The organism is Duncaniella muris (assembly GCF_003024805.1).
GTDB classification, from domain to species: domain Bacteria; phylum Bacteroidota; class Bacteroidia; order Bacteroidales; family Muribaculaceae; genus Duncaniella; species Duncaniella muris.
Map to the genome: position 1 here is coordinate 63467 of NZ_PUEC01000008.1, position 17520 is coordinate 80986.

Genomic DNA, 17520 nt, shown 5'->3' on the forward strand with positions numbered 1-17520 from the left:
GATTTTGTTATATGTATGACTGAACGGGTGGCCGCGGGAGAGAGTGGCATCAGAGGTCAGTCAACGAATATCGGTCGGGGTGTGGAGTGGAATTTCCGGAAGTCTGCTTCGGCGGGATGGCCTGTGTAGGGGACGTAGAAATGGTTGGGTTTCTCGGTCTCGATGGCGTTGCGCCAGACGCAGACGTAGGCCACGGGGATGCTGTCGATGGCCGGAAGAAGCACTCGGGTGTACCAGTCGGCGATCTCAAGGCCTTCAAGTCCGGTTTCGGTGAAGGCTGCGATCTTGCCGCGCTTGCGGGCTTCGTCGACCACGAACGGGAGCTGCGAGCGGATGCGTCCGGTGTACTGTTCCACACCATTCTCGCCATCGAAGTGGTAGATGTCGGTGCCGAGGATGTCGACGTAGTCATCGCCGGGATATGTGGCGAAGTATTCCTCGCGGGTGAGGTCTTTGTCAGGCGAGTAGGCCCAGAGAACGTTGTCGACTCCCGCGGCGTCGAAGCCCCGGCGGGTGCGTTTCCACAAATCGATGTATTCCTCAGGAGTTGCACTGTCTTTGCCCCACCAGAACCATGAGCCGGAGTTTTCATGCCAGGGGCGGAAGATCACCGGAATGGGATTGCCGTCAGCGTCTTTGAGCGATGCTATGAATCGGGCCGCACGGCTGATCCAGGTGTCGAGGGTGTCGGCGAGAGCCTTGTCAGAGGCTAACTGGCGCAGGGGGGCGGTGGAGACATCCCAGGAGTTGCCGCGCGAGGAGGGGTTGACGGGATGCCAGCTGATGGCGTTGATGCCTCCGCGGCGGTGCTGTGCGGCAATCTGTTCGGCCATGAAGGCGAAGGGAACGCCGTCGAGGTTGCGGGCGGAGTCGAGTTCGATCAGTCCGAGATCCCAGCTCATGAGTCCGGGATACTGGCCGGTGACGTTTCTGACATCGGAGGAGTCAGCGGCATAGGCCCAGCGGTGGCCGTAGGCTGTGTCGTCGTGGTGGCCGAAGAAGAAGCGTCCGGAGGCGGATGCGGAGTCGAGGCGGGCTGCGAGCGTCTGGACGGGCGTGAGCGTCTGGACGGGCGTGAGCGAATCAGCGGGCATCTGTTCGGAGTTTGTTTTGCCGGAGCCGCAGGCTGTGAGGAGACAGGCGGCGGCGAGGGGCAGAAGATAGTGTTTCATAAAGATAGTTTCTATTGTCTGTGGGGTGCGGGGGGCGTGATGCTTCAGCCGAGGATGACTTGGACGCTGTTGTCGGAGCCTTCGGGGCAGAGCGGTATCACGTTGCCCCGGACGGGGGTGCCGTTGACTATGATCTGTTTCACTCCGCGGCTGACGTGGGCGGGGTTGGTGACGGAGATGCGATAGCCTGCGCCACGGAAGCGGCGGCTGACTTCATAGCCGTCCCAGGAGGCGGGGATGCAGGGATCGACGACGAGTCCGTCATAGCCGGGACGTATGCCGAGAATGAACTGAGTGATGGCATACCAGTTCCAGGCGGCTGTGCCTGTGAGCCATGAGTTTTTGGCTTCTCCGGGGCGGGCGGCGTCTTTGCCGGCTGTCATCTGGCAGTAGACGTAGGGTTCCACCTTGTGGAGGTCGCTCTTGTCTTCGAGATAGGCGGGACAGATTTTCTGATAGTATTCCCAGGCGCGGTCGCCGCGGCCGAGGACGGTCTCGCCGATGATGACCCAGGGGTTGTTGTGGGCGAAGATGCCGGCGTTTTCCTTGTAGCCTGCGGGATAGGTGGAGATTTCGCCGTAGTCCATGACGTATTCGGTGAAGGCGGGGTTGTTGAGCACGATGCCGTGTTCGCAGTCGAGATATTTCTTCACTGAGTCGAGCGACTGTTCGAGCATGCCTTCCTCAAGTCCGATTCCGGCCATTGTGCACCATCCCTGCGATTCGATGAAGATTTTGCCTTCTTTGTTTTCATGAGATCCGACCTTGCGTCCGAAGTAGTCATAGGCGCGGAGGAACCATTCGCCGTCCCATCCGTGGGCTTTGACGGCTTCGACCATCGCGTTGACATGTGTGCGGGCGCGGTCTGCTTCGGCGTCGAGGCCCATGCGGCGGCAGAGTTCTTCGTAGTCGCGGCCGTAGATGACAAACTGGCCTGCGATCATGAGCGATTCGGCTTTTGAGCCTTCGGATCGGTTTTCAGTTGTCTGGAATGACTCGTTGGGGTCATTGGAGAAGCAGTTGAGGTTGAGACAGTCGTTCCAGTCGGCGCGGCCGATGAGCGGGAGTCCGTGGGGGCCGAGGTTGTTGATGACGTGATCAAAGGATACTCTAAGGTGATCCATCAGCGAGACTTCTGATCCTGGCTGATTGTCGAATGGGACCGGTTCGGAGAGGATGGATAGGTCGCCGGTTTCCTTGATGTAGGCCACGGTTCCGAAGATGAGCCACATGGGGTCGTCGTTGAATCCGCCGCCGATGTCGTTGTTGCCTCGCTTGGTCAGGGGCTGGTACTGGTGGTAGCAGCCGCCGTCGGGGAACTGGGTTGATGCGATGTCGATGATGCGCTCGCGGGCACGTGCGGGGATCTGGTGGACGAAGCCCACGAGGTCCTGATTGGAGTCGCGGAAGCCCATGCCTCGGCCTATGCCGCTTTCGAAGAATGATGCGGAGCGGGAGAAGCAGAAGGTGATCATGCACTGGTATTGGTTCCAGATGTTGACCATGCGGTCGAGGCGCTCGTCGCCCGAACGGACTGAGAAGCGGCCGAGAAGTTCGTCCCAGTATGTGCGGAGTTCGGCGAAGGCTTTGTCGACTTTTTCGGTTGTGTCGAAGCGGGCCATCATGGTGCGGGCGGGAGCTTTGTTGATGATTCCTTTTGATTCCCATTTCTCGTCCTGGGGATTTTCGATGTAGCCGAGCATGAAGATGAGGTCGCGCGACTCTCCGGGGGCGAGGGTTATTTCAAGATAGTGGGATGCTATGGGCGACCATCCGTGGGCCACGGAGTTGCGCGGGCGGCCTTCGATGACTGCGTCAGGCTCGTCGAAGCCGTTGTAAAGTCCGATGAAGGTCTCGCGGTCGGTGTCGAAGCCGTTGACGGGGGTGTTGACGCTGTAGAACGCGTAGTGGTTGCGGCGTTCCTTGTATTCGGTTTTGTGATAGATGGTGGAGCCGTCGATCTCGACTTCACCTGTGGAGAAGTTTCGCTGGAAGTTCTCCATGTCGGTGGCTGCGTTCCACAGACACCATTCTATGAATGAAAAGAGTTTGAAGCTCTTGGGGCTGTCGGTTTTGTTGGTAAGGGTGAGCCTTGTGATTTCGGCATGTGTTTCGAGGGGGACGAAGAAGAGGGCTTTTGCTTCGAGACCGTTTTTCTCGCCTTTGATGACAGTGTAGTTCATGCCGTGGCGACACTCGTAGGCGTCGAGCGGAGTTTTGGTCGGTTTCCAACCGGGATTCCAGACGGTGTCACCGTCTTTGATGTAGAAATATCGACCGCCGGCATCCATCGGGACACCGTTGTAGCGGTAACGTGTGATACGACGGAATTTAGCGTCCTTGTAGAAGGAATATCCGCCTGCGGTGTTTGAGATGAGAGAGAAAAAGTCTTTGTTTCCGAGGTAGTTTATCCAGGGCCAGGGGGTCTTGGGCTCGGTGATCACATATTCGCGGTTAATGTCGTCGAAATAGCCGTATTTCATTTCTTTATATGGTTAGTTAGTTAAGCAGCTCTTCAGGATCAAACGATATAATAGCGGTTCAATTTGTCAGAACCACGTATGCAGTCTGAAGACTTGCAAAGGTAACTAAAAAAGGTTTCGCGGGAAATGGATAAAAAGAGGAAGAGGGTATCGGAATGTTGCCGTATAGTACCATTTTTGATACCCTCTTCCTATGATTAAGTCCGAGAGGATTATTTCAGGCTAAAATCGCCCTGGTTGAGAACGAGGGGATTGTTGAGCACGGTGTTCCACTCGCCGTTGAGGTTCCATGTGAGGAAACCGGGGCCGTTGGCATCCTGCTCATACCATCCCATGAAGAAGCTCCAGAGGGCGCTGTTTTCAAACTGTGAATCGGGGTCGAGAAGATTACCTGTTTCGGTAAGCGCGATGATTTTGCTGCCGTTGACGGCTTCCTGGATCAGGTTGAAGATGGCTGACTGGTCTGACATTGCTTCTTTGTAGATGTCAGTGCCGACTATGTCGACATAGGCGTCGCCGGGATATTCCGACTGGAGTGTCTCGATGTCAGCGAGGTCCATGCCATAATTATAGTTGGCGGTCCATACCCAGATGAGGTTGTTGAGGCCATAGTCATTGGTGAGAGTGTCATGGAGCCAGATCCAGAGTTCTTTGGTCACCTCTACTCCTGAGTTGCCCCACCAGAACCATGTCCACTGGTATGCTCCAGCGGCTTCGTGGAAGGGACGGAAGAGCACGGGGATGTTGGCATCCTGGAGGAGTTTGAGATAGCCTGCGAGTTTGGCCACGTCGGCGGTGGCTACTGTGTTTTCGCGGGTGCCGGGTGTGAGGACTTTGGAGGCGTCGAAGCCTTTGACTTCTTTGGTGTCTCGGCAGGTGAGTTCGAAGTAGACTCCGGTGACGGTGTAGTTCTGTCCTGAGACAATGAGTCCGCCATTGCGCACTTTTTCGGCTGCTTCGCTGTTGAGGCGCACGCGGTATTCTCCGGCTGCGATCTGATCGGGGGTGAGGTCGAAGTATTCAGTCGATGACATGAGTCCGCCCCAGTCACTGTCTTTGAGAGAGCCCTGAGCATCGGCGGCTGCGTCCTTGAACTTGACCACGATATAGGTGCCGTCGCCGGCGTTCTGCCAGAATGTCATAGCGTCAGGCACTTCGGCTTTGTCGAGGCGAAGCGCGCCCCAGTTGCCGATTTCAGACTGACCGGCCCAGACTTCCATCGGGACGTTCCAGTGCCAGCAGACTGCGGGGATACTGCCGGCATCCCAGACGGTCTGCACGGGGGTGATGTCGCCGTAGTCGATCCAGTTGGAGGGCGATGATGCGAGGTGGATGTAGTCGAAGCCGACGATTGCGGGGAATTTGCCTGAGTTGTTCTTGATGAGGTCGCAGAAGGCAGTGCCCCATGCTACTTCACCCATAGCTCCTGAGAGCTGTTTGTTGCCATAGTTGTCAAGGAGTAACTGGTAGACTTTTTTGGCTTCGGGGGTTGCGTTGGGGTTGATGAGCGACTGCGCGAGGTTTGCGACGTTGACACCGGTGTTGGTGTTGAAGGTGATGGTCATTCCTTCGGCCATTACTTTGGGATCGTCACTGCGGTGGAAGGCTCCGTCGGGAATCACGAGGGTGTAGTCTGTGTATGACTGCAGGGCCACGGGGATGATCACCTGCATTCGGTTTTCAGGATTAACCACCGGTGCGAGGGTCTGGCCGTTGAGGGTGACAGGCTTGTCGGGGTTGATGCCTACAAGGTTGTTGTAGTCAAGGGTGATCCGGTCAAGCGTGTTGGCGCGGACTGTGACACCGTCGGCTATCGACACCGAGCGGTTGACCATTCCGAGGCCGTCAAGCATGTTGTAGCTGTTGTCATCGTCGTTACAGGCTGAGAGCGACATTCCGACGAGTGCAGCGATGAAGTAATATTTAAGTTTATTCATTTCAGTATCTGATTTTGGAATTCCCGCCTGCGGGCACCGGCGGTGTCCGCAGGCGGGGATCTGTCAGTCGGAGTTGATTATTCGATGGTTACTTTGTTGAGGATATAGCCCTGACCTGAGAGGACGAGACCGCCGTTGGCCACAAAGTCGTCAATGATCGCCTGGGTCATAGTGACTTCAAGAAGATTGTTTTCGGGCTGGTCGATCTGGCTGTAGACATCGTCCGGGAGGTTACCCCAGCCCTGTCCGTGACGGACTGAGACGCACCACCATTCGCCGGGCGCTACGGTCGGGGTCATGTAGAAGCGGAGGATCTGACCGGGTTTGACTGCAGACCAGTCATAGTTGTCCCAGGCGAGGTCCTGGTTGCCGCCCCATGCGCCGCAGTCCCATGAGCCGGACCAGATTGTGGTTTCGAGTGAGATTTCCCATTCGATGTCTACCTTGTTGAGAACAAACTGAGATCCGGTGATGATAAGACCGCCGTTGGCAACGATGTCAGCAAGGACTTCCTTGGTAAGGACTACTGAGAGGACTCCGTTTTCAGGATTTTCATACTGGCCGGGGATCGGGTCGGGCAGACTGCCCCAGCCATCGCCGTGACGGAGCGATACGCACCACCATTCGCCTTCGGCTACGGTGGGAGTCATGTAGAGGGTCAGGATTGCGCCTTCGGGCACCTGGCTCCAGTCATAGCCGTCCCAGGCGAGATCCTGATTGCCGCCCCAGCCCGTGTTTTCCCACATGCCTGACCAGATTGTCATGCCTACGTGAGTTGCGGGGATGACTGCGATGTCATATGAGATCGAGCCGTTTGACGACAGGAGGGTGAAGTTAGAGTTCTTGCCGGCTGATCCGGGCACCTGGATGATGAGGGATGTGCCGTTGAGGATGTATTGCACGTTCTGGCCGTTGACCTGCACGCCGGTGAGTTTGTCGGCATTGGCGATAGTTACGACGAATGTCTCGCCTGCGCGGATTTCAACGTCTTCGCCGGGGAGGGCTGTCGCATAAGCGCATTCAGGGGCTGAGAGTTCTATGCTGCCGACTTCAACGGTCTCGCCGTTGGTGAGGGTGAGGGTCACGTCATTGGCTCCGGCCGCGAGGGTGGCGGGTACTATTACTGAGAATTCAGTGGCGGTGGGGTTCTTCACTTCTACAGTGGCTGCTGAGGCGAAGGTGATCGAGGCTACGTTCTGGAGGTTGCGTCCCTTGACGGTGAGGGTGCCGGCGAGGGCTGCGGGAACGGGGTCGAAGCCTACGGCCTCAGGCTTGAGGGTGGAGACCTCAACTTCAACGGTGGCTCCGGAGGCTGTGTTGAGCACGAGGTTGCCCGACCGGGCGCCTGCGGGAACAACGAGGGTGATCTCTGTGGCCGACTGTGTTTCGGGGGCTACGGCATCTTCAACGTTGGGGAAGAGCACGTCGGTGATCAGCTCCATGTTGAGACCTTTGAGTTTGATGACGTCGCCGGCCCAGATGTCTGCGGCGGGTTCTGCCACTACGTCCTCAGGCACTGCGACACCGATTGTGGCTACGGCTACCTCTACGCCAGATGCGGGGATCATGCGGATGGTACCGTCAGAGACGTTGGCGGGGAGGACGAATGTGAGTTCGGTGCCTTCGTCGTTGACGGTGAACTCAACGTCGTCGCCGTTAGGCATCACGATGCGGGTTGCGAGGCTGAGGTCTGTACCGGTTACGGTTACGGTGTTGCCGGGCTTGACGTCGGTGAGGTCAAGGACTTTTTCAACGGCCGGGAGGACAACTGTCAATTCTTCGTCAGAGTAGATCCAGTTAGGCATTTCTTCAGCTGCATCGCTGAGAATGATCTTGCCTGACTGGGCTTCGGCGGGAACGACGAGTTTGATTTCGGAACGTGACTGGGCAAGGAAATCATCTTCACTTACGGCAACATCCTTGCTGAATATCACTTCGTGGATAAGATTGAGGTAATCTCCTGCAATGGTGATCTCATCACCCGGCCTTGCTTCAAGCGGAGAGATGCTTTCGATAGATATCGGTTCAGTGAAAGAGATTGGAGTTTTGGTAGTGATGGAACCTTTGGCATGCTTAAGAGTTACCAGTCCAGGTTCTGCATCCTGCGGCACGATAATTCGGATTTCGTTGTCCGAAATGATCTTTATATCTGTTATTTCACCGGATCCAGGAATCAGGACTGCCTGAATCTGCTTCAGTCCTGAACCGAGGAAGCGCAGTTCGCCTCCACGTGCTACGGGACACGGGCCGAATACATTAAGAGATACGCCTCCCACATATTGGTTGGTGTTGAGGTCATTGTCATCGTCACAAGATGTAAATGTGACACCTGACAGCATCAATGCACCAGCCATTAGCAATGCTGAGAATTTATATTTGAAGTTCATTGTTATTCGTGTATTAAAGTCAGCGAATTAATTATTCGGAACAAGGCGGATGTTATCAATGGCGATATAGATCTGACTTGTCAGCTCCGAAGTCTGCGAGCCGGCATATACAATAAATGTAAGACCGGAGAATGATTCTGCGCTCAACGGAACTTTAGGGGTATCCGCATAACGGGTGAAGACAAAGTTTGAGAGCGGGATAGACACTGTGGTCCAACGGCCACCGGTGTCATAAGATCCTGTTGTGCTCCAGGGGCTCCAGAGAGCTCTCGAATTGTCATCACTGCCGATATAAGAGTTGGTCGGATTATCCTCCATGTTGACCTCGGCATAAGAAGTAAAGATACAGTTCAGAGCGACACCGGTCCAAGGTTTAGAAGAAGGAATGCAGACTTCAAACTTAAGAGTATAGTCCTGCCAGTTTGTCGGATCAAAATCGTCGCCGAGCATTGTGCTCAGTTCCGGATGTCCGTCAGTCACATTAGGCCAGTAGTTGAACGATACAGCATCTTCATCAGGCCAATCTGCGTTGGTCATTGATTCCTTATTGAAAAGGATATAGTTGCCGTCAAGAGGTTCTATTCCATCTACAGCACCAGTCTGCAGGACATCTGCGCCCGAACGCCAACCGTTGCCTATTGCGAGACCATTGACACCGTCCCAGTCGAAGAGCATGCCACGAGTGTCACGATAGTGCAAAGAACTCTGTCCTGTTCCATAGATTGATGTTACTGAAATAGAACCTTCAAGGTCAGCATTATCAGGAACGATGACGTTGAAAGAGTTTTTGGTAATATTCGAAACCTCCTCAGCCTTGACATTGCCGGGGAAAGTGGCGTACAACGGCACGTTAGGATCGTCAATGAAGAAGTCGCCATAGATTGTGATTTCCTCTCCGGGTTTTGCCCACTCATTTGAGACGGAAGTAATTACCGGTTTCGGAACAAGGACTTTGAAGTCATATTCAGTGGTCTTTCCGGCCTTGTTGACCATATAGATCTTATTTGTCACTTCCTCAGGAATACCGCCGGGGATAGCGACAATAAAGGTATGGTCTGTCAGATAGCTCGTGTTCAGGACCGCTTTTTGGTCATTGAAATAAATTTCATTGATGCTGCGAAGATTGTCACCGACAAGACAGATGACGCTCTCCATGTATGCTGCTTCGATAAGAGAGTCAGCCGATTCCACTGAAGCCATACGGACATATTTGACAACCGGTGTTCCACCCGTAGCTTCAAATTTATCAGGCTGATCCTCGCATGAAGTGAGGGCGAAGCCCAAGACTCCAGACAGCAGGATTATCGAAGATAAATATTTATTTAATTTCATGTCTTGATATACTGGTTAGGGGGTATTAATAGGAATATTCTGAACGGACATCCACACGAATCGGATCTTTCATCAGCGAGGGATTGAATACGATATCGGTTTCGGGCAGAGGAAGAGTGTATTTCGACTTGTCGACTGTAATGTTGGGTTCCATTTCATCTGCGTAGCGTACCGAAGAAGTGACTTCCCAGCGGCCTGTTTCATAATATGTCTTATAGAGGTCATCAAGTCCGTAATAAGTAGATCTGCGCTGGCTTTCAAGCTCACGGCTGCAAGCTGCGGCATCGTAATAGCTGCGACGTACGTAGTCAAACCAACGGTCACCTTCAAAAGCGAGTTCCAGACGGCGCTCTTTCCAGACATCATCAAACGAAACGGAAGCAGGACGAATTGCACCGTGGACGGCGCGTGAGCGCACAGCATAAAAAGCATCAATTGCCGATGCATCGGAAGTCGAAGAGTTATTGCCTATTACAGCCTCGGCATAGATGAGATAAATGTCCGAAAGACGGAGCAGATGGGTTGCAAGACCGTTGGCCTGTTCCTGCGGATAATAGCCGAGGCCCTGATAGTGATCCTCCGAGTTTCCATAGAGGTGTTTAACCTGATTCGCTCCGGTTCCGGAGTTCAGCTGATATGTTTTACCGGGAGCATACTCTTCATCATAGAGGAACCGCAGATAGTCAAAACCGCCTTTATTGCGCCAGAACTGGGAATAGACATCACCAGGCATCATCATAGTGGCTTTGCGGCGGGTATCGGCAGAGGGGTTCTGCTCAGGCGAACGCAGAGGGCTCACGCCGAATGCCTCCTGAAGATCGACAGAAGGAACTGTCCAGTCACCCCAGCACTGTCCGTAGCTGTCAAAACCGTTCATACCGACCTCCTGCTGCAAATAGTTGTTGGCAGTCCAAGGATCGCGCGAACCATACCAGGCAAGAGTAATCAAGGCTTCCTCATTCTTATTAAATTCAAGTTTGAAGTTGTCCTCATAGTTAGAGAGCAGACTGCGGCCAGAATTGTCAATGACATCTTTTGCATAACGGGCGGCGGCATCAAGATCATCCTGATTGCGGCTGCCATCCATACCAAGGCCTGAACGGGTCAGAAGAACTTTTGCCAACAGGCCTTCAGCAGAATAATAGTCAATGCGACCGGGTTCATATTTTTTGCCCTCAAGGAGTCTAAGAGCCTCTTCAAGTGTCATCACAATATATTCGTAAATATCCTGACGGTCCACTTTAGGCTTTGTATTCGAGATGCCGGCACCGATTTCCGAACCGTTGTCATGAACCAAAGGCACATCGCCCCAAAGTCTGACAATATAGAAATAAGCAAGTGCTTTCAGGGTCAGAGCCTCACCCATAGCGCGTTCCTTGGCATAGCTGGAAGCGTTTGCGCCTTTCAGGAGTCCGTAGACGGTGTTGCAGTGCGCATTAGTCTGCCAAAGGGCTTCCGAGCAGGATCTGATTTTCGCATGGCTTCCATCAACAGAGAAGAGAACGAATGGAGCATTGTCACCGCTTTCGTGACAGTTGCCGGCAAGGTCTTCCGTGATATGATAAAGCTGCTGAAGCATGTCGTTCCAAGGCATAGAATAAAGATAGTTGACACCCTGGGCACATTCTTCATCACTCTGATAGAACTGGTCTACAACATAGCCGTCTTCTTTCGGACGGTCAAGGAAATCCTCACATGAAGAGAAGCCGAGTCCCATCAAGGCAACAGGAATGCAATATTTTAAATTTGATATTTTCATGATTTGGAATCTGAGAAGTTAGAATGATACGTTTAAGCCGAATGAATAGACTGTCGGCGAAGGATAACGACCATTGTCAAGTCCATAAACATTGGCAGATGACGAGCTTGCACCGATTTCAGGATCATAACCTTTATATTTGGTAAAGGTGTGAAGATTCTGCAGATTGCAATAGACTCTCAGGTTTTCGAGTCTCATTTTGCGAATCAGTCTGGATGGGAAAGTATAACCTAAAGTAATGTTCTTGATTCTGATATAGGAACCGTCTTCTATATAACGGTCGGAGATGCGGTCGTTTGCGTTAGGATTACCAGTTGTAAGACGCGGTATTTTAGTCTTGTAGTTTTCCACGCGAACATTGGTGATATCATCATACCAATACTGTCCGTCAGGATAAACCTTGGTCGGGTCAATGGGCACGAGCTTGGCACGGTCGTTGACAACAGCCAGCTGATTTCCCCACGAAGAAGTCATTTTTGTAAGATTCTTCGACATATAGTTCATCACCTTGTTGCCATATGAGCCGTTGAGGAAAATCGAAAGGTCGAAATCCTTATATCTGAATGTGTTTGTCCAGCCGAAAGTAAATTTAGGCATGGGAGAGCCAATATCAGTACGGTCATAAGCATCAATTATGCCATCGGGCCTGCCCTCAGGACCGCTGATATCCTTGAACTTGATGTCGCCGGGCCATACGGTCTGATTTCTGTTGAAAACTCCGTTTGTCGGATAGGCGGCAGGCTTCGGAGAGTTCTGAATATCTTCAAGATCGCGATATACTCCGTCGGTTACATAACCGAAGAAATTGTAAAGAGATTTGCCTACTACCGAGCGGGCTACTTCATCAGACCACTGGCCATAGCCCATGATGACAGATGCATCACTGCCGTCGATCTTGACAAGTTTATTCCGGTTGAACGAAATCACAAAATCCGATCCCCATGAAAAATCCTTGGTTTCAACCGGACGGGTATTAAGTGTGATTTCAAGACCCTGATTGCGGATGTCGCCGTAGTTGCCCCAAGGTGCTCCAAGTTGAGAAGATTCGTTTCCGTTTGTTCCCATATAGGTCGGAAGCTGCTGCTGCATGAGCATATCCTTGGATTCCTTGGTATAGAGGTCGAGAATGAGGTCAATGCGATTATTCAGGAAGGAAAGATCAAGACCGATATTCCACTGTTCCTGAGATTCCCATTTGATATTCGGGTTGGCGATCTGAGTAGGACGATAGCTGACTCCAAGACCGGTCATGATGCGTGAGCTGAGAGGAGATCCCCACAGATAACCCTGATTTCCGGCATTACCGGTCTGACCCCAGCCAAGACGGAGTTTACCGTTGTTGAACCAGTCTGATATACCGGCGAAGAATTTTTCATTGCTGAAACGCCATGCACCGGCTACTGAGTGGAATCCGGCCCAACGGTTGTTGGGGCCGAAGTTTGAAGATCCATCGTAACGATATGTATAAGTCAGCATATAGCGGCCGTCCCAGTTAAGAGTCTCGCGGGTGAAGAATGAAGCCATAGCGCTTGAACCGTAACCATTTGTAAAGGCTTGTGTTCCGGTTCCGAGATATGGATTATGTACAAGGTCATTGGGGAGGCGGGTATTGGAGATTCGGGTATCCTCATATTTGGATTCCCAACATTCCTGACCAAGCATTATCGAATAGTTGAGCAGACTGATCTTGTCGCTCCATGTAAGGTAGTTCTTTACCTGCCAGAAAGTATATTTACTACGCGACATCGCCGCAGAGTTCTCATCGCGCTTCCAGGAACCGAGGTCGATCACCGGTTTGTAAGTCTGTGCTTTTACCCAGTTGATATCATAGCCAAATTCAGAGTGCCACACGAGTTGCTTTACAGGCTGAATTTCCAAGAAGAAATTGCCGTTGAGTTTCTGACGGCCAAGTTTGATTTCATCAAGCATCGCGATTGCTACGGGATTGGGATTGGTCTGACCTTCGCGCACAATGGTCGCATAGCTTCCGTCGATATTATAGATAGGTATATCCGGATTGGTTGTAAGCGAATAGTTGACAATACCGCTTTCAGAATCTGCAAGTTTCAGATTTTCATCGGTATTGGCATAGTTGGCTGACAAACCGACTTTAAGCCATGATTTCAGCTGAGAGTCAAGGTTTACACGGAATGAATAGCGCGAAAAATCAGAGCCGATGATTGTTCCTTCCTGATCCATGAATGATCCGGAAATATAATACTGTACTTTTTCAGTACCTCCCTGTACACCGACCTGATGCTGATGCTGGAGTGCGGTGCGGAAGATTGCATCCTGCCAGTTTGTACCTTTTCCGAGCAGTGAAGGATCTGAAAGATAAGGGTCTGATTTTGCCTGACCGTCAGCGACAAAATCATTAAAGTATTCAGCGTATTCACGCAGATTCATGATGTCGAGACGCTCGTTCTGGCGCTGCCATGCGACCATGCCGTCATATGTGAACTTGGCTTCGCCGGCTTTACCGCGCTTGGTGGTGATGAGCACAACACCGTTGGCGCCCTGTGCACCATATATGGCGGTTGCAGAGGCGTCTTTGAGGATTTCCATCGAGACAATGTCTGAGGGGTTGATAGTGGAAAGAGGAGATACCGATGTGACATCGCCGTTCCCAAGAGCATCTCCAAGACCCAGCTGGTGACCGCTTGAACCGCCTGCAGACTGGACAATCACGCCGTCAATAACGTAGAGTGGCTCTGCGTTGGCGTTAATGGTGGCCTGACCGCGGACACGGATAGAACTTGACGAACCGGGGGCACCTGATGTGGTCACAGCTGATACACCGGAAGCACGTCCCTGAAAAGACTGGTCGATATTGGTAATGACAGAGCCTTTGATCGCATTTTCGCCAAGCGAGGTTGACGCGCCGGCGAGGTCGCTCTTTTTCATTGTACCGTAACCTACCACTACGACTTCGTCGAGAAGTTCTGAGTCATCTTCAAGGGTGACGGTGAGGTCGGTGCGCCCGTTGAGCGCTACTTCCTGGGATTTCATTCCCACGTAAGATACTATGAGAACGGACTTTGTCGACTTCACTTTGAGTGCGAAGTCGCCGTCGATACCGGTGGCGGTACCGTTGGCGGTGTTGCCCTTCTCTTGCACTGTCGCGCCGATAAGCGGTTCGCCCGACTTATCCTGCACGATACCTTTAACTGAGACCTGGGCGACGGCGGAGAGCATGAAGCATAGCATCAATGCCGTCAGCAGACCTCTAAGGCCAAAATTTTTACTTTTCATATTGCAATTTTAAGGTAAGAGATATTGGTTTTAGAGTTAATGAATGCGTTTATATGTGGTTTACTTTTCACTACGATATGGCAAATGTAGTGCAAAGTCGGCGATGCGACTTACACTTTTTTATCACCTACTAACACTTTTTTGCAAAGAATCGATATTTGCGTTAAAATATGATACTATTTTAACATAAACTGCGTTAAAAACATTCTGTGTACTATGTACAATAAGCTGATTTACAGACGTTCGTTGATGCTACGGATGATGGCTACGGTGGTGGAGTCGGTGTCGAAGACCGAGTTGAGGCCCTGGGCTTCCTGGGCGGGGTCGCCGGTGTAGTCGTCGCCGGGCTGCCAGGTTTCATGAGCGGGGCGCGCTGTGCCTCCCCAGCCCCAGAAGTTGAGGCCTGCGAGGCGGCCGCCGTCGGCTACTTCGTTGAACACATATTTATAATAGCGGTCACGGCCTGTGACGGGCGATCCGGGGGTTATGGCCATGCCGTCGCGGGGGTAGCCGAATTCTTCAAGCACGAGGGGTTTGAGTTTCGAGCGGTCGCCGCCGGCGAGGGCTGCGAGGGCGTGGTGGTGGGCGGCGATATAAGCGTCGGTGTTGGCTATGGCTGTGTCGACGCTGTCAGTGAGTGTTTCGGGGCGCACCCAGCTCCAGTTGTAGGGCCAGATATGGATGGTGGCATAGTCTACGTTGGGGTCCGAGTGGATTTCCGACCAGAGGTCTATGGAGTTTTCGCAACCCCAGGAGCCTTCGCTGCCTATGGAGACGAGGTGGTTGGGGTCGATGCTTTTGATCAGTCCGGCTGTCTCGGCGATCCATTCGGCGAAGGGGCGCATGCTTTCCTGGGCGAAGGGGCGCGGTTCGTTGGCTATCTGCCAGGCCATGATGGCCGGTGACTGCGAGTAGGGGCGGCCGGTGACGGTGTTCTGACGGCCTACAATATTGCGCACGTGGGCGGCGGCAAGGGCTTTGGCTGAGTCGTTGCGCACGAAGTTGGCGGCATAGGCCATGTAGGCCGGATAGCCTGCGTCGGCGGGGTTTACGGCTTCGCCGGCTCCGGACCATTCGAGGTAGGTGGAGAAGCCTCCGCTCCATTCCCAGGCGTTGTTGAGATAGATGACGGCTTTCATGCCACGCTTTTCGAGGTCGGCTATGAGGTAGTCGAGACCGCGCAGGAGGGTGTCGTTATAGACTCCGGGCGCTGTCTGCATTACGGGTTCTATGTGGGAGGCGAGACCTTCGCGGCCGTCGCCGCCGGCAAGGATGCGGAGGTTGCTGACGCCAAGCTGCTGCAGGCTGTCGAGTTCGCGGGCGAGACGCTCGCGGTTGCCTCCGCGTCCTTCCGAGGCAAGTATGGCGCCATACCAGAAGTTGGTGCCTACGTAGCGGTAGGCCGAGTCACCGATGTAGAATTGTCCGTCACGGACTGTCACAAATGCGGTGTCGGCCTCGGCAGAGGCCGATGAGTTTCCGGTCCCGCCTGAGCAGGAGAAGAATGCAGATCCGAGGAGTGAGAGGAGGGCGGAAATCATCAGGCTTCTATAATGTTTCATGCGGTTTAAATTTTTGCAGCCTCTGAGCGGCTGCGGGTCAGTGGAATTGTTAGAGGTTGTATCGGTTTGTATCTTTTCGCTTCTGCAGGGGGGAGACAGTTCTCTTGCAGAGGTTTATTTTTCGGTAAGGTTACATGCGCGGCGGGCGTCGTCCCAGTCATCGGAACGGAAGGGGATGAGCGGCATTCCGTTCATGTCTTTCAGCGTTCCGATTGCAAAGTTGTTGAAGCAGTAGCGCACGGCTTTTATGTCTTTGACCTTGTCGGAGCTTACGGTTACGGTGTGGAGATTCCAGTCTTCCGATGCTTTTGCAGGATAGAAGATGCGGTCATCGCCTGCTACCTCGAAGCCCTGGAGATCCATGTTGGGGTTTAGTCCGGCATCGGCGTTGTTGAAGCTGACCACTGCCTTGTCGCCCTGCAGATCGACAGCTTTGAACGAGGGATAGGTCGAAGGTATGCCCTTTATGCCGTATGTGCGGTTTGCGGCCATGAAGGCCAGGCGCTCCCCTATTTCCTGCTTGCGGCGGGCATGGATGTCTTCAAGTTCGAAGGGATACATAAGGTCTGTGGTGCAGACAATGCCGCTGTTGGGGGTGATCTCGGCGGCTTTGTGCTGACATTCGCGGAAGAGGGCCGCGGCGGTTTCCTCGCCGTTGCCGTATTTCCAGCCCGGAAGTTCCACGAAATAGAATGGCAGCTCTCCGAGGCCCCATTCATCGCGCCAGATCTTGACCATGTCACGCTGGTGAAAGGGATATTCCTTATGGCGGCCTACGTTTGACTCGCCCTGGTTCCAGAGAAAGCCTTTGATCGTGTAGCCGATCACGGGGTGAAGCATGGCGTTGTACATCACGTTGATGCGTTCGTATTCCTTAAGCACTGAGTCGGGCTGAGCCTTTTCTTTGGCCACATTCCAGTCGGGATACTCGTCGAGTTTCCATTTCGGCATCCAGCCCTCCACCTTAGATCCGCCGTAGGCACAGCTGATGATGCCGACAGGCACATCGAGGATATCAGTCAGAGAGGTGGCAAAAAAGTATGCGAGGGCCGAGAAATCAGGGGCGTTTTCAGGGCGCGACAGCTGCCACTTGCCTTCCACGCGGTCTTCGGGAGTGTAGGAGCCTCGCTTCGGCACGGTGGCCATTCTGATGCCCGGATATTTGCCTGAATAAGCTATGGCCTGGGCGGCGCCTTCAACCGGCTGGCACCAGAAGCCACGCAGGGGCATCTCCATGTTCGACTGTCCGGAGCAGAACCAGACTTCGCCTATGAGCACATTGTCGATCTTCGCCGGTGCTTTGCCATCGTCGAAACTTACGCTTTGCGGGGCAAACGAGGCGGCCGGAGTGGCCACGCTGACTTCCCAGCGGCCGGTCTTGCCGTCGGCCTTGGCCTTGTAGGCTTTGCCTCCGCTCCATGAGGGAGTGACGGTCACGGTGCAGCCCGGATCGGTCCAGCCCCACAGTTTCGCCATTGAGTTCTGCTGGAATACGGCGTTGTCACTGATGATGTCGGGGAGCTCTACTGCGAGCGCGCTGCCGGCAAATGCCGAAAGAAGAATCGCGCTTGCCAGACGGTTTTTCAAGATGCCCATAGTGTTTTATGACAGTTGTCTGATTTTATATATTCCTTAC

The 17520-nt window shown here is 53.3% G+C and carries 9 protein-coding genes; all 9 read right to left on the reverse strand.

The window, feature by feature from the left end; all coding sequences use genetic code 11:
* Window positions 1-56: 56 nt before the first annotated feature.
* Window positions 57-1172, reverse strand: a complete 1116-nt coding sequence (locus tag C5O23_RS04915) for a glycoside hydrolase family 26 protein (protein WP_107031829.1) — start codon at window positions 1170-1172, stop codon at window positions 57-59.
* A 44-nt stretch (window positions 1173-1216) separates the two neighbouring features.
* Complete coding sequence (locus C5O23_RS04920) at window positions 1217-3655, reverse strand: GH36-type glycosyl hydrolase domain-containing protein (protein WP_107031830.1); 2439 nt, start codon at window positions 3653-3655, stop codon at window positions 1217-1219.
* Window positions 3656-3867: 212 nt separating this feature from the next.
* A complete protein-coding gene (locus tag C5O23_RS04925; protein ID WP_107031831.1) occupies window positions 3868-5592 on the reverse strand; it encodes a glycosyl hydrolase in 1725 nt (574 codons plus the stop codon).
* Between the two features lie 77 nt (window positions 5593-5669).
* Window positions 5670-7979 (reverse strand): hypothetical protein, encoded by a 2310-nt coding sequence (locus C5O23_RS04930; protein WP_133166505.1) that lies wholly within the window; start codon window positions 7977-7979, stop codon window positions 5670-5672.
* Window positions 7980-8006: 27 nt separating this feature from the next.
* Window positions 8007-9311, reverse strand: a complete 1305-nt coding sequence (locus C5O23_RS04935; RefSeq protein ID WP_107031833.1) for a glycan-binding surface protein — start codon at window positions 9309-9311, stop codon at window positions 8007-8009.
* 25 nt (window positions 9312-9336) lie between these two features.
* Entirely contained in the window at window positions 9337-11070 is a 1734-nt protein-coding gene (locus tag C5O23_RS04940; protein WP_107031834.1) for a RagB/SusD family nutrient uptake outer membrane protein, read from the reverse strand.
* An 18-nt stretch (window positions 11071-11088) separates the two neighbouring features.
* Complete coding sequence (locus C5O23_RS04945; protein WP_240597679.1) at window positions 11089-14265, reverse strand: SusC/RagA family TonB-linked outer membrane protein; 3177 nt, start codon at window positions 14263-14265, stop codon at window positions 11089-11091.
* 290 nt (window positions 14266-14555) lie between these two features.
* The gene (locus tag C5O23_RS04950) at window positions 14556-15884 is read right to left on the reverse strand and encodes a glycoside hydrolase 5 family protein (protein ID WP_107031836.1); all 1329 of its coding nucleotides are present in this window, start codon (window positions 15882-15884) and stop codon (window positions 14556-14558) included.
* A 114-nt stretch (window positions 15885-15998) separates the two neighbouring features.
* Window positions 15999-17480, reverse strand: coding sequence for a sialate O-acetylesterase (locus C5O23_RS04955; protein WP_107031837.1), 1482 nt, complete (start codon window positions 17478-17480; stop codon window positions 15999-16001).
* Window positions 17481-17520: the final 40 nt, after the last annotated feature.